Origin of the sequence: Bacillus sp. FJAT-44742 (assembly GCF_002797315.1) — a bacterium.
Taxonomy (GTDB): Bacteria; Bacillota; Bacilli; order Bacillales; family Marinococcaceae; genus Thalassorhabdus; species Thalassorhabdus alkalitolerans.
The window spans coordinates 2,925,102-2,938,614 of sequence record NZ_KZ454936.1 but is presented as its reverse complement, the minus strand read 5'-3'; the positions used below and the strand labels follow the sequence as shown (position 1 = coordinate 2,938,614).

General features: G+C 40.9%; 12 protein-coding genes. 9 read left to right on the top strand and 3 right to left on the bottom strand.

What is annotated here, in order from left to right; all coding sequences use genetic code 11:
* Both CEF17_RS14545 and CEF17_RS14540 read left to right on the top strand, forming a co-directional pair.
* A complete protein-coding gene (locus CEF17_RS14545) occupies positions 1-1,146 on the top strand; it encodes a hypothetical protein (protein ID WP_100400160.1) in 1,146 nt (381 codons plus the stop codon).
* A gap of 288 nt (positions 1,147-1,434) precedes the next feature.
* Positions 1,435-2,514, top strand: coding sequence for an acyltransferase family protein (locus tag CEF17_RS14540; RefSeq protein WP_100400159.1), 1,080 nt, complete (start codon positions 1,435-1,437; stop codon positions 2,512-2,514).
* A 69-nt stretch (positions 2,515-2,583) separates the two neighbouring features.
* On the opposite strand, the gene CEF17_RS14535 is transcribed toward CEF17_RS14540, so the two are convergent.
* Positions 2,584-5,886, bottom strand: a complete 3,303-nt coding sequence (locus tag CEF17_RS14535; RefSeq protein ID WP_100400158.1) for an efflux RND transporter permease subunit — start codon at positions 5,884-5,886, stop codon at positions 2,584-2,586.
* Between the two features lie 46 nt (positions 5,887-5,932).
* On the bottom strand, positions 5,933-6,382 hold the full coding sequence (locus CEF17_RS14530) for a MarR family winged helix-turn-helix transcriptional regulator (protein ID WP_100400157.1): 450 nt from the start codon (positions 6,380-6,382) through the stop codon (positions 5,933-5,935).
* Positions 6,383-6,627: 245 nt separating this feature from the next.
* Between CEF17_RS14530 and CEF17_RS14525 the strand changes: the two genes are divergently transcribed.
* The 3 genes from CEF17_RS14525 to CEF17_RS14520 all read left to right on the top strand — a co-directional run bounded on the left by CEF17_RS14525 (position 6,628) and on the right by CEF17_RS14520 (position 8,342).
* A complete protein-coding gene (locus CEF17_RS14525) occupies positions 6,628-7,458 on the top strand; it encodes a pirin family protein (RefSeq protein ID WP_100400156.1) in 831 nt (276 codons plus the stop codon).
* Complete coding sequence (locus CEF17_RS20430; protein WP_198508978.1) at positions 7,433-7,606, top strand: hypothetical protein; 174 nt, start codon at positions 7,433-7,435, stop codon at positions 7,604-7,606. Before CEF17_RS14525 ends, CEF17_RS20430 begins: the two co-directional genes overlap by 26 nt.
* A gap of 115 nt (positions 7,607-7,721) precedes the next feature.
* Positions 7,722-8,342 (top strand): protein kinase family protein, encoded by a 621-nt coding sequence (locus CEF17_RS14520; RefSeq protein WP_232725517.1) that lies wholly within the window; start codon positions 7,722-7,724, stop codon positions 8,340-8,342.
* 30 nt (positions 8,343-8,372) lie between these two features.
* On the opposite strand, the gene CEF17_RS14515 is transcribed toward CEF17_RS14520, so the two are convergent.
* The gene (locus CEF17_RS14515) at positions 8,373-9,428 is read right to left on the bottom strand and encodes an AbrB family transcriptional regulator (protein WP_100400155.1); all 1,056 of its coding nucleotides are present in this window, start codon (positions 9,426-9,428) and stop codon (positions 8,373-8,375) included.
* A gap of 262 nt (positions 9,429-9,690) precedes the next feature.
* Here CEF17_RS14515 and CEF17_RS14510 point away from each other — a divergent pair, with 262 nt between their 5' ends.
* The 4 genes from CEF17_RS14510 (at position 9,691) to CEF17_RS14495 (ending at position 13,472) form a co-directional block, all read left to right on the top strand.
* Positions 9,691-10,644 (top strand): ABC transporter permease, encoded by a 954-nt coding sequence (locus tag CEF17_RS14510; RefSeq protein WP_100400154.1) that lies wholly within the window; start codon positions 9,691-9,693, stop codon positions 10,642-10,644.
* A complete protein-coding gene (locus CEF17_RS14505) occupies positions 10,634-11,587 on the top strand; it encodes an iron chelate uptake ABC transporter family permease subunit (RefSeq protein WP_100400153.1) in 954 nt (317 codons plus the stop codon). Before CEF17_RS14510 ends, CEF17_RS14505 begins: the two co-directional genes overlap by 11 nt.
* Positions 11,575-12,333 (top strand): iron ABC transporter ATP-binding protein, encoded by a 759-nt coding sequence (locus CEF17_RS14500; RefSeq protein WP_100400152.1) that lies wholly within the window; start codon positions 11,575-11,577, stop codon positions 12,331-12,333. Before CEF17_RS14505 ends, CEF17_RS14500 begins: the two co-directional genes overlap by 13 nt.
* Before the next feature lie 128 nt (positions 12,334-12,461).
* Complete coding sequence (locus CEF17_RS14495; RefSeq protein WP_100400151.1) at positions 12,462-13,472, top strand: siderophore ABC transporter substrate-binding protein; 1,011 nt, start codon at positions 12,462-12,464, stop codon at positions 13,470-13,472.
* The last annotated feature ends 41 nt before the right edge of the window (positions 13,473-13,513 follow it).

The window sequence follows — 13,513 nt, the reverse complement described above, 5'->3', positions numbered from 1 at the left end:
ATGGAAAATGCAAAGGTCAGATCCGAAGAACAACAGGCGCTTGAAGAAAAAACATTGGAAGAAGAAGTTGAGAACCTTTCTTTTCCCATAGAGAGAAAAAAGCTGACAGGGATTGAAGCCACAGGTTTAGCCTTAGTAATCGCCTCCATGCTTACTCTCTTATTTTCACCAGCTACTCTGGCCGGCCTGTTTGATTCTATCCTTGATAGTGTGGTTCCTGTTGTCGTGGACACGTTTTTAATCGGGACGGTCGGGGTTGCCATAATCATTAGTGTAATTATCGGGCGTACACTAGAACGGTTGGGATTTACTGATGCATTAATGAGAATCTTTGTGCCGTTAATGAAATTTTCAAAAGTGAACTCTTCAGTAGTCGTACCCAGTATTTATAATATTCTCGGAGACATTAATGCTGCTGGTAAAATTGCCGGTCCTATCCTCGTTAAAGCCGGCGCCACAAAAGCGGAACAAAAGATCGCAGTAGCAACGATGGTTCAATCTCAACAGTCGTTTTCTACATTCATGCTTGGTATTGTAGCTTTAACAGCAGCCGGGGTGAATGCTTTTCTTGTAGTGGTTCTGGCAGTGATGGTGCCTGTGCTTATCATGCCTTTTCTTCTATCAAAGACCGTATACCGGGACACCAAACCTGTCGAACTTTCTCATATGCCTTCTTTTACACCAAAAACCAGAGCTTTGCCGACAATTTTCAACGCCGCAAGAGAGGGGGCTGAACTCTTATTCTTGCTTATTATCCCAGCTGTCGCAGTTGTATTTATGTTTATAGGCATTTTGAATTACATTGGCATTTGGTCAGGCATTGAGGCAGGGTTAACCATATTCTTATCTGCTTTATCCATTCATCCAGAAACAGGGATACTGTCTATTCTTGCGAGCCCAACGTTAGGAATGGCTGAACTGACAGAGGTAGCAGCTTCTCTTGATCCAATACTGGTGATCGGCTCTTTTATTCTGGCTTCTTCTGGTTTACCGCTGTCTGCGGTATTCGGCCAAATCCCAGTCATTTGGGCAGCGAATTCTGATCTTAATGAGAGGGAAGCAATGAGTGCAGCATTACTGGGTATTGGCTTACGGTTTGTAACAATCTTTCTAATTGTAGTGTTGCTAGGGCCGTTTCTATTGTAAATTGCTAAAAATAAAAATGATTGTATTTTTAGGGGTGTCCCAGAGACTTTGGGACATCCCGCTCTTTGTTAGGTGGTAAATTTTCCAGAAACTCTTCTTCACAAGATCTTCATAATTAAGGTTTATAGTTTACTTACAGGAAATAAAGTGAAAGGAAATATTGTATTCTATTCACTTGATTCCAGGGCGGATGTAAGGTCGTAATAAGCAGGCTGGGCTTGTTTATTTTTTTTTGAAAAAAAGACTGATTGATCTAAAAGCGAAAGTATAGAGAAGACAAGGGGTTGCATGGGATTGAAAAATGGGTCAGTTATAAATGAAATATTCTGGATCAGAACACTGGCCTGTTTGGCGGTGGTTCTGGTTCACAGCGTGAACACAACTTTGGATAATTATGAACATTCTATAACACAAACGGAAGAGTATTTATTAATTGCTCTGCGGTTTGCTGCTTTTTTTGGCACGCCTGCTTTTATCTTTATTTCTGAGGTACTGCTTGCTCACGCTTATCCTAACCAGGTTCCAAAAGACTTTTTTAAAAAAAGAATAAAGTTTTTACTGGTTCCCTTTGCCTTTATGGCTGTAGTATTTGCGTTTGTTTTAAGTGATTCTTTCATGGGCTTTTGGGAAGAAGTATTGTTTAATCTCTTTTTGGGAGGATATACGGGCTACTTTATTTTAATTATTTTTCAGTTTTATTTACTCCATGTTCTGTTGACAAAGCATCTGCGAAAATGGAATCCGAAGAAGGTACTTTTTTGGGCTTTTATCATCAATACTGCTTATCTCGGATTTTTTCATTTTACAGAGCCGGCCGCTGTGCCCCTGGGAGAGTATATATGGCTTAGAGGCCATTGGGTGCCCTTTATCGGCTGGATTTTTTATTTTGTTTTAGGGTATTATTGCGGACGTAATTATGAACTCTTGAAAAATAAAATTCAAAAGCATAAAAAATTAATTTTCATCTGGCCGACTGCTGCATTCCTGGCAATGGTGTTCCTGGTCAGGGGTGATATTATTGATGTGGTTTCCTCAAAGCGAATTGATAATCTGGTGTATACTACCGGGGTCATTTTCTTCATCATTTTGCTGACGATGAAGGTAAGAAAGGTGCCATCGTTTGTTTCATTAATCAGCAGGCATTCTTTTCATATTTATTTGGTTCATACACTGTTTCTTTATTATCTGCCGCCGATTGAAGGCGTGAATCCACTGGCATACTTTCTTTTGGCTGCTGTCTATTGTGTACTAAGCTCTATTATTACGGCAAAGATTCTATTATCCTTATCTTCAGTAAGCAATCTCTTAATCGGAAAGCCAATTGTCACTCCGCAGGATTTGAGAAAAGCAAATGAAGGTACATCCTGATTTTTAATAAAAAGAAAGGGGCACCAAAAGTCAGCCTTTTGGTACCCCTTCTTTTTTACTTAATGATCCTTACTTTTCATCATCTTTATCCTCTTTTGAATCATTTCTTTGCTTGGAGCGTCTAACTAGCTCTTCAAGGATGTGAACAATTTCATCTTTAGAATAATCTCCACTTTCACTGGTTTCTTTTGTCTCTACAGAAGACTGTTCAGGTTCAGGGAGAGCCTGCTGCTCACTTAATTCATACTCTTCACTGCCTGTTTCTTCTTTTTTCTTAAGATCTCTGGCATAAACGATTTCCCCATCAGGAGTGACAAACTTCTTATTCATCGAGCGCGTTTCTTTATCAAACAGGCTGTATATGACAGGAATGACAAAGAGGGTAAGAAGAGTACTGCTGATAAGTCCACCGATCACTACAATCCCCATAGGCTGCTGCATTTCTGTTCCTTCTCCGATAGCAAGAGCCAGTGGAGTAACCCCAAGAATCGTAGTAAGAGCCGTAATCAGGATTGGTCTCGTACGGTCTTTCACCCCTTCAATAATAGCTTCACGGGAAGGTAACCCTTTTTCTTTCTTCTGATTGATATAATCAACCAGGACGATTGCGTTGTTAACAACAATACCTGCAAGGACAATGACACCAATAAGGGCGATCACACTAATCGGTGTTTGAGTAACTGTTAAGGCAAGCATTACTCCAATAACAAAGAGTGGCACAGTAAACATTATTACAAACGGATACTTAAAGGACTCAAATTGGGCAACCATCACAAGGTAGATAAAAATCAGACCTAATGCGAAGGCCAGCGCCATATTTTCAAAGGCTTCATTCATGAGCTCTTCGTCTCCGCCGATGACAAATTCTGCTTCATCGTCCAGCTCGATGTCGTCAAGAATATCGGCTACCACAGCAGAAGTTTCACCAAGCGTACCGGTTGATTCATAGACCACATCAAAATCCACAGCTGGTGTCATGTCAGCCCGATTAATTGTAGCTGGTGACTCTCCTTCTTCAATGGTTGCGACATCAGCTAGCGTGATATATTCTCCATCCTGGTTTTGGAGCGAAAGGTTTTCAAAGTTCTCAATGCTTTCAAGTACTTCATCCTGGTAACGGACATTGACTTGATAAATATCGTTATCTTCAGTTTCAATAGCTGTTGCTGTCTGCCCATTCGTTGCGTTATTAACAATCTCGGCAATTTGAGCAGGGACTAATCCCTCTTCTAAGGCTGCTTCTTCATCTATGAGAACTTGCAGCTCTGGGGCAGTTTCTTCAAGGCTTGTCTGCACATTACGGATGATGCTTTCATCCTCAAGCTTAGCGACAATTTCCTCAGTTACTTCTTCCAGTCTTTCTGAGTTTCGATCATGAATGCTGAACTGGTACGTGTTTGGTTCGCCAAATCCGGCTTGAGCCATATCCATAACCTGAATGTCTGCTTCATCATCTGCATTTTCAATTTCACGTTCAATGGATTCTGTAAACTCAAAGGTTGAGACATCTCGATCACTGCCTGGAACCATTGTTACGATAACCTCGGCAATGTGAGAATTAGAAGACACACCTCCCATTTGGGCAGTAGAACCAATTGTACTTAAATAATGTTCAACTTCATCGTAATCTTCTAGGAGATCTTCAATTTCTTCCACAGTTTCCTGGGTACGGGCAAGGTTTGTGCCATGGTCATGCTCCACCTCTATGATAAAGAGACCTTCATCTGAATCAGGCATAAAATCGGTTCCAACAGCCGTAAGGCCTGCACCGCCTGTTACAAGGAGGATAAAGGTAATGAGAAGTACAACGATCCGGCGCTTTAACGCCCAGGATACAGATCTTTCAACTCCTTTAATAAATCTGGAATTTCTTCTTTTTTCTTCTGTGTTTTCATCAGGTGCCTTAAGAATTCTGCTTGCAATCATTGGCACAACAGTCAGAGCGACAAAGAGAGAAGCGAATAAACTAAAGGCGACAGCGATAGCGAGGGGAGCAAACAAATCTCCCACAAGACCGGTAACAAATACAATGGGAAGGAATACAGAAACAGTCGTTAAGGTCGAAGCGGTAATCGCTCCTGCTACTTCCCTTGTACCATCGGACGCCGCCTTTTTTGGTGTCTTTTTCATCGAAAGGTGGCGGTAAATATTTTCCACGACAACAATGGAGTTATCAACGAGCATTCCGATTCCAAGCGCTAAACCACCAAGGGTCATGATATTCAGCGTAATGTTGGTAAAGAAAAAGAGCGCAAAGGTTACGATAATGGAAAACGGTATGGCAATCCCGATTATTAAAGGTGTTTTTAAGTTTCTAAGGAAAGCGAACAGGACAACCATGGCAAGGACTCCCCCGCCCACAAGAGCGAGCACTACATTATCGATGGCTTCCTGTATATAATCTCCTTCACTGTACAAAGTCATGACTGCCAGGTCTTCATATTGTTCCTCTTCAAGAAGTTCATCAAGTCTGTCGTTAAAGTCTCTTGCGACCTGCGTGGTATTGGCTTCAGATTCCTGCATCATATTAAGCTGCATAGCCGCTTCCTGATTAGCCCGGGTAATGACTTCCCTGTCTTCTGTTTCAAGGGAGACAGAAGCAATATCTGCTATCGTAACCTCGTCCCCTGTCTCGGGGTTCACAGTAACGACCAGTTCCTCAATATCTTCCCCGGAAGTTAGTTCACTAAGAACACGTGTAGTGATATTTCGTTCATCATCTTGTACGACTCCACCAGGCATTGCAATGTTATGCCCTTGGATGACATTGACAACATCCTCCTGTGACACGCCAGCGTCTTCTAGTTCCTCTTCATCTAGTACGACCTGGTATTCTTCCACAAGAGAACCGTTTTCTTCTATGTCAGCAACGCCTTCTATACGCTGTAATTCACGTTGAAGGTCAAATACATCATCCTGAAAATCAGTTACTTCATCACCATCAGAGCTGACAGCAAGCTGTATGCTTGGGAACATGGATGGATCAAACTGCAAAAACGCAGGGTTTCCGGCCCCATCAGGCAAGTCAGCTTGTGTAATGGTAGTAATAATATCATTTTCTACGTCAGATATAGAGGTATCCCACGAAAACTCAAGAATAATGATGGAAGAGCCCTCTGTGGATTGTGAGGTCATGTTATTCAAACCGGAAATGGTTGATAAATCACTTTCCAGTTCTTCAGTAACATCATTTACAACTTCCTGTGGCCCGGCACCGGGATAACTTGTTGCTACTGCTGCTACAGGCGCTTCAACGTCAGGAAAAAGCTGCAGTGGCAGTCTGCTTAACGAGACAAGACCTAAGAGAAGGAACAAAACCATAATTACTATGGTAAATTTAGGCCGTCTAATCGAAAAATCAGAGAGTTTCATAAGTATTATCACTCTTCCTTTTAGAGATAGGGTTTATTTGCTTTGATTAGAGTTCATTCTTTTGATCCTCTTCTAGTACGAGATTTTCTATTTTGGAGAATAGGTTGCGAGTCTGTCTCAGTTCGTCCAGGTCAATTTTAGAAAGATACTTCTCCACTAGTATTTCCTCTAGCTTTTGAATTTCTTCCTTATACTTTTCACCTGCCTCCCCAGGAGTTAAATTGATTTCCCTCCGGTTGTCTTTATTGATCGCCCGTACAATGATATCCTGTTCTTCAAGCTTATTTAACGCTTGACTCACAGCGCTTTTTGAAATATTAAAGTTGTCTGCAATGTCACCCATCGTGGCATTTTCATTGGTGAAAATATACATAATGATAGCTTCCTGGCGTTTCGTCAGGCTGACATCTGGAATATGCATCTTTCTGATAAGCTCCCGTTCGATTCTTTTAAGTGAATCGGCCATTTCTTTAAATAGCTCTTGATGCTCTTTCATGGACTCCCTCCTTAGATTATATTTTTTAATCAATTTAATAAATTAACAGTAAAGAAACCTAACAGTTTAATTTCTTAACGGTTATACTCTACCATGAAAAAAATAGGAAACCAAGAAAACAAGTGTGAGCATATTGTGAATGTCAGGTACCATATTTGTTGAGAGCGTTTTCCTATACGTGAAAAGGTGTATAGCCTACAATAATGGGTAATTCTTAACAGTGGAAAGAGAAAGGACGTGAATGTATGGAAAGAAAAATTAAAAAGGCGTGGAGTGTCACACACAGGCAGCAAGGAGAGAATCATAAGCAGGGATGGGTACTTGAGCCAGGGAAATGGGCTGAATTTGATCCCTTTTTGTTGATGGCAGAGGATTGGTTCAAGAAGGGAACCTTTGGATTCCATCCCCATCGAGGAATGGAAACAGTAACGTATGTGATTGATGGGGAACTGGAGCATAAGGATAATAAAGGCGGCCAAGGAGTACTTAAAGGAGGAGACGTTCAATGGATGACAGCGGGAAGTGGTATTATTCATGCAGAGGAGCCGGTTGAAGGAAGTACGGTACACAGTCTGCAGCTTTGGGTAAACCTGCCGTCATCCGAAAAAATGACAGAGCCGACGTATCAGGATCTTTATCAAAAGGATATGCCTTTGATAGAAGCAGACGGAGTAAAGGTACGTGTTTTTTCTGGCACGTATAAGGGGCAGAAAGCTTCAACAAAAAATCATGTACCCATTACGATGCTTGAGCTTGAGATTGATGTGGATGCGAAGGCCGCCCCTGAAATACTAGCGAGCTATAATGGATTTTTATTCATCCTAGAAGGAAAAGGGACATTTGGAGAGGACAAAACAACAGGAGGAAAAGGGGACGTTCTTCTCCTTGAAAAAGCAGGAGAAGGTGCAGGTGAAAGCACTGCCGTTTCCATGGAAAGTGATGGGGAGAAGCTGAAGGTACTCCTTTATGCCGGGGAACCGGTAAAGGAGCCAATTGCAGCCCAGGGACCCTTTGTGATGAATACCCACGAAGAAATCAAACAAGCGTTTGATGATTATCGTAACGGGAAGTTTTAGATCAAACGACCGGGTAAAAGACGTGCGTCATAACAAAAAAGCAGGAAGCATTGGTGCAGGTGGAATTTCTGACAAGAAGAATACACATTTACTTGCAGCATCAAGTGAATTTGCCGGTATGATAAGACATAATCACCCTCCGCGGTGAGGATGTCTTTTCTTTTTACCGTAAAACGGGTATAGGAAGAAAAGAATGTTTGTGGGTAGCTTTTATAAAATTGGTCACATATATATTGTATATCCTGATAGAGGAGGAGATTGCAGTGAAGGCTGCTCAGGACCTGGCAGGTAGTATAGTATTTTCCAAGGATAAAAGGGGAATGTATATTGTTAAGTCATTTGCTCCTGAATTAAAAGTAATTGGCATTGGGCGAAGTGCAGCTGCTTTCAGAATACGTGAGACAGACAAAGTTATTAAAGTATTTTTTCCCGAATATACCCACATAGCCAAAGAAGAAGCTGAAATTTATCAGCTGCTCGAAGGGAAATCTTATTTTCCCTGTCTTTATGATTGGGGAGATAATTATCTTGTTGTAGATTATATAGAGGGAAAAACCTTGTTTTCCTGTTTAACAGAAGGGGTTCTTGTGACCTCCGACCAGATTAAGGGAGTTGATGAGGTTATTTCTTACGTAAAGAAGAAAGGGTTAAATCCGTCTGATATTCATCTAAATAACATATTAGTCACCCCAAAAGGGGAAGTGAAAGTGATCGACCTTGCCAGGTTCAGAGAGACAAAGGATTGCAGGCAGTGGAGTGACTTGAGATATGCTTTCTACCATTATTACAGCCGCCCATTGTTTCCTAAAAGGCTTCCTGAATTCTTCCTGAACTTCATCTCATCCTTGTATAAAAAGAATATACTGCGAGTAAAAGGGCTGTAATCAGCCCTTTTATTTTTTGCATAAAAGTAGTTAAGAAAAAGGAGCACGACGATTAAAATACCATTTTAGTAGGGGGACCACCAATAAAATAATAAATATAATTCTGGTTAACTGAAGAGTGATTACAGCTGGCGGATCAGCATCGATATCCTCCGCCAGGAGAATCATTTCAACAATGCCCCCTGGAGACATACTGATCAGGGCAGTGGAAAGAGAGAGGTCAGTGAAAAGAGTCAGAATATACCCAAGGCCAAAAGAAACTGCAATTAAAATAAGTGAGGCGGTGAAATAGAATATTCCGTATTTTCCACCTGCTTTTAAATGGTCAAGATTTGTATTTTTCCCAAGACTCGTTCCTACCATTACTTGAGCAGCAATTAATAAGGATTGGTGCAGAGGGGGGAATGGAACTCCACCCGCATTCATCAGAAATATACATAGCAGTGGAAAAGCGAGAAACTTCAGCGGCCCTTTTTTTCTTACCATAATGGCTGCAGCGATGGGAATCGCATACCAGAAGTAGCTTCCTTCACCGTCAAAGTCCGGAGCGGGCATTTCTCGATCGTCTGTATCAGCTTCAGAGTCGGTAAAGAAATGCACGATAAGAAAAGGAACAATAAATAGAACAGCTAAGCGCCTGATTGTTTGAAAGATAGTAACTAATGACGTTTTTGCTCCGATACTGTCGCTCGATATCACCATCGTGTTCAGCCCGCCTGGGAGTGTGCTTAAAATGCTCGTCTTTGAGTCTATTGTGATCCATCTGGCAAAAAGAATGCTCATCCCAATACTAATAACAATTAAAAACAAGGACAGAAAAAGATAAGGCAGCATATAAGAAGTGGTTCGTAATAACGTCTCCAGAGAAAAGTACAACCCAAAGAAACCGCCCATAATAAGAAATCCTATATTTTTTAAAGGACTCGGTGAATACATTGGGCGTTTTGTGAGTGTCTGCCATAACATAACAAACAATAATGACCCCAGCAGCCAGGGAAGAGGAAAATTCAGCGCATAAAAAGCGGCTCCGCCAGCCGCACCAATGATGAACGTTTCTATTAGTTTTTTCCATGGGATTTGTCTCATAGGCTGTACTCCTTTGGTTGTTAAAGAGATATTTCCACTGAGTCCACCTACTAAAACGTTTTTCCTCCCTGGTTATCATGTGTACCCTTTCGACTGTCTCCTGAGAATTACTAATTGATATTGATTATCAAAACTAGTTGACATTCATTCTCAACTGGAGTAAACTTTTGCTTGTGAAGTTAATTGAAAACGATTATCAATTTCATGTGAAGAGGTTCAATTAACGAGAAGCATTAAATTTTGGCAATAAAGGGACATACCGATGAAGCTCAGATACTTACTTATTTTACTTATTATTCTATCTATCACATCACTATTTGTTGGAGTATCAAGCCTGTCCATACTTAACATATTTAATCTGAGTGAGTATGAGATGCAAATCCTGATGGCAAGCAGGATTCCTCGGCTCGTAAGTATTCTTATAGCCGGAGCGGGGATCAGTATTTGCGGATTGATTATGCAGCAGCTGACACGAAATAAATTTGTGTCACCAACGACAGCGGGGACGATGGACGCAGCAAGACTGGGAATCTTAATTTCCATTCTGTTATTCGGGGCGGCCAGTTTATTGCAGCAGCTGGTATTCGCTTTTGGCTTTGCCTTACTGGGGACCTATGTATTTATGAAAATACTGGATAAAATCAGGTTCCAGGATACAATTTTCATTCCTCTTGTCGGGCTGATGTTTGGAAGTATTCTCAGTTCCATTTCTACTTTTTTTGCTTATCAATTTGATTTAATCCAAAGTATTTCTTCCTGGCTTCATGGTGATTTTTCTCTTATTATTCGCGGGCAATATGAGCTTCTTTATGTGGCTATTCCCGTTATTGCTTTAACTTATTTTTATGCCGATCGTTTTACGGTTGCTGGGATGGGAGAAGATTTTGCAAAGAATTTAGGGTTAAATTACAGGCAGGTCGTTAACATAGGTTTAATGCTTGTATCCCTGGTCACCGCATCAGTCGTATTGACAGTTGGTGTAATTCCATTCTTAGGCCTGATTATTCCTAATATTGTATCTATCTATCAAGGAGACAATATTAGAAAAAATCTATCTCATACAGCGGTTCTTGGAGCAGTTTTTGTACTGGCCTGTGATATCATCGGCCGCTTGATTATATACCCTTACGAGGTTTCGATCAGCCTTACGGTAGGGATATTCGGAAGCGCAATATTTATTTACTTACTGATGAGGAGACAAAAACATGGGCTTTAAAGGACGATTGGTTGTCCTTGCAATCATCAGTGCGGCATTGATCGGGGCATTTGTCTTTATAAATGTCGGCAGCAACTGGGACTACGTGCTTCCAAGACGAGGAATGGCTGTGTACGCCATGATCCTTACCGGGACGGCGATTGCTTTTTCAACCTTGATATTTCAAACCATCACAAACAACCGAATTTTAACACCAAGTATTTTAGGGCTTGATTCCCTTTACATGCTCATTCAGACGTTTATCATTTTTGTATTTGGTTCAATGTCCACCTTAATGAGCAGCAATAGTAACTTTTTGCTTTCAGTAGGGTTAATGCTGATTTTTTCAGCACTTTTATACCGCCTTTTCTTTAAAAAGAATCAGCAGAACATTTACTTGCTTTTGCTGCTTGGTATCATTTTTGGAACCCTTTTTTCCAGCTTGTCAGGTTACATGGAGATGCTGATTGACCCTAACGAGTTCCAAATTGTCCAGGATCGCTCCTTTGCCAGCTTTAACAATGTAAAAACAGATCTGATTTATCTTTCAACTATTTTAATAGTGTTGTGTGCTGTCTATGTTTCCAGGTTTGCAAAATACTTAAATGTACTTTCACTTGGAAGAGAGCATGCGATCAACCTGGGAGTTAATTATGATTATGTAGTGAAAAGGTTACTAATTGTAGTGGTTATCCTAATTTCTGTAGCCACAGCACTTGTCGGGCCAATTACATTTTTAGGCCTGCTGGTGGTTAACGTAGCCTACTCCTTCATTAACACATACAGACATGGCTATCTAATTATTGGTTCCATTCTAATCAGTATCGTTGCTCTGGTCGGAGGACAGCTCGTTGTTGAAAGAGTTCTTGGCTTTTCCGTACCTATCAGTGTAGTAATTAATCTAGTTGGCGGTACCTACTTCATTTATCTTTTATTAAAGGAGAGTAAAAAATGGTCACAGTAAACAGTGTTTCAAAAAAGTATGGTGAAAAAACAGTAGTAGAAGATGTATCCCTTACGATTGAGAAACAAAAGATTACTTCCTTTATCGGTCCCAACGGAGCGGGAAAAAGTACTCTTCTTTCCACGATCAGCCGTTTGATTGCAAAAGACGATGGTGAGATTTTGATAGAGGATGAAAAGGTAGAAAACTGGCAGAGTAGAGAATTGGCCAAGAAAATCTCTATATTAAAGCAGTCCAATAATGTCGGCATCAGGCTCACAGTAAGAGAGCTGGTAGCCTTTGGACGGTTTCCTTACTCTCAGGGAAGGCTGAAAAGAGAAGACCATCGATTTATTGACGAAGCAATTGAATACATGGGGCTCACAGAAATTGAAGATAAGTATCTTGATCAGTTAAGCGGCGGTCAGAGACAACGAGCGTATATCTCTATGGTCCTTGCCCAGGATACGGAATATATTCTTCTGGATGAGCCGTTGAACAATCTTGACATGAAACACTCCGTACAAATTATGAAAATCCTTCGAAAGCTAGTAAATGAACTCGGTAAGACCATTGTTATTGTTCTGCATGATATTAATTTTGCTTCCTGCTACTCTGACAACATCGTTGCAATGAAAGATGGAAAAATTGCTGGAATTGGCAAAAAAGATGACATTATCGACTCCTGTGCGTTGAAGCAAATTTATGATATGGATGTTGACATTAAAGAAATCAATAACAACAAAATCTGTGTGTATTACACATAATTGCTTCAAAACGTAACGCATTAAAGGAGGAGAGGCGAGAGGCATCTAAAGGGCAAGCAGAAGGCATGGTTGGATTTACCTTATATCATAGGCTGATAAATTTTACTTAGAAGAGGTGTAGAAGAGAGATGAAGAAATTATCCTTATTTTTGTTAACCGCTTTGCTATTGCTTGTATTAGCAGCGTGCGGAACTGACGGAGAATCTGAGGAAGCATCGGGAGCTGTGGACGAGGGAGAAGCAGTGGAAGAGGCTGCAGAAGAAAATGAAGAAGCAGAATCAGAGGAAGCTTCTGAAATCACTGTAACCCATGAGCTCGGTGAAACTGTTGTGCCAAAGAACCCTGAATCTGTTGTTGTCTTTGACTTTGGTGTACTTGATACGCTGGACACGTTAGGTGTGGAAGGCATTACTGGGATCCCTCAAGGGGGCAAGGTTCCTGAGTACCTTTCTGAGTATGCTGGAGAAGAGTATGAAAATGTAGGGACACTAGTAGAAGCTGATTTTGAAACTGTTCATGCCCTTGATCCGGAGCTTATCATTATTTCCGGACGTCAATCAGACAATTATGATGAATTTTCTTCTATTGCTCCAACTATCTATTCAGGTGTAGATACTGGCAGGTATGTAGAATCGTTCGAAGAAAATGTTGAAGTGCTGGCTGAAATCTTTGAAAAAGAAGCAGAAGCAGAGGAAGCTTTGGCTGAAGTCCATGAATCTATTGAGGCGTTGAATGAGGATGCAACTGCAGATGACGGGAAATCACTTGTCGTGCTGGCCAATGAAGGAAGCGTAAGTGCATACGGACCTTCCTCTCGTTATGGAATGATCCACGATAACTTTGGATTTGAGCCAGTAGATGAAAATATCGAATCATCCACTCATGGACAAAGTATTTCTTATGAGTATATTTCAGAAAACAACCCAGATTATATGTTTGTGATTGATAGAGGAGCAGCTGTTGGTGATGGAGATGAATCATCTCTAACAAATGTCATTGAAAATGAGCTTGTTCAAACAACAGAAGCATACAAAAATGATAAAATCCTTTATTTAGATCCAGAATTCTGGTATCTTTCCGGCGGCGGTCTTACATCTGTTCAGGAAATGGTAAATGAAGCAGCACAAATGCTAGAATAAAGGAAAAGGTCGGCCCAATGAAAATTGAGCCGGCTTTTTTC

What these genes read in the sequence shown, in the direction of transcription:
- CEF17_RS14495 (WP_100400151.1), top strand. Translation starts at nt 12,462, where the DNA reads ATGAAGAAATTATCCTTATTTTTGTTAACCGCTTTGCTATTGCTTGTA.
- CEF17_RS14545 (WP_100400160.1), top strand. Translation starts at nt 1, where the DNA reads ATGGAAAATGCAAAGGTCAGATCCGAAGAACAACAGGCGCTTGAAGAA.
- CEF17_RS14500 (WP_100400152.1), top strand. Translation starts at nt 11,575, where the DNA reads ATGGTCACAGTAAACAGTGTTTCAAAAAAGTATGGTGAAAAAACAGTA.
- CEF17_RS20430 (WP_198508978.1), top strand. Translation starts at nt 7,433, where the DNA reads ATGATTATCGTAACGGGAAGTTTTAGATCAAACGACCGGGTAAAAGAC.
- CEF17_RS14515 (WP_100400155.1), bottom strand. Translation starts at nt 9,428, where the DNA reads ATGAGACAAATCCCATGGAAAAAACTAATAGAAACGTTCATCATTGGT.
- CEF17_RS14530 (WP_100400157.1), bottom strand. Translation starts at nt 6,382, where the DNA reads ATGAAAGAGCATCAAGAGCTATTTAAAGAAATGGCCGATTCACTTAAA.
- CEF17_RS14510 (WP_100400154.1), top strand. Translation starts at nt 9,691, where the DNA reads ATGAAGCTCAGATACTTACTTATTTTACTTATTATTCTATCTATCACA.
- CEF17_RS14505 (WP_100400153.1), top strand. Translation starts at nt 10,634, where the DNA reads ATGGGCTTTAAAGGACGATTGGTTGTCCTTGCAATCATCAGTGCGGCA.
- CEF17_RS14525 (WP_100400156.1), top strand. Translation starts at nt 6,628, where the DNA reads ATGGAAAGAAAAATTAAAAAGGCGTGGAGTGTCACACACAGGCAGCAA.
- CEF17_RS14540 (WP_100400159.1), top strand. Translation starts at nt 1,435, where the DNA reads ATGGGATTGAAAAATGGGTCAGTTATAAATGAAATATTCTGGATCAGA.
- CEF17_RS14535 (WP_100400158.1), bottom strand. Translation starts at nt 5,886, where the DNA reads ATGAAACTCTCTGATTTTTCGATTAGACGGCCTAAATTTACCATAGTA.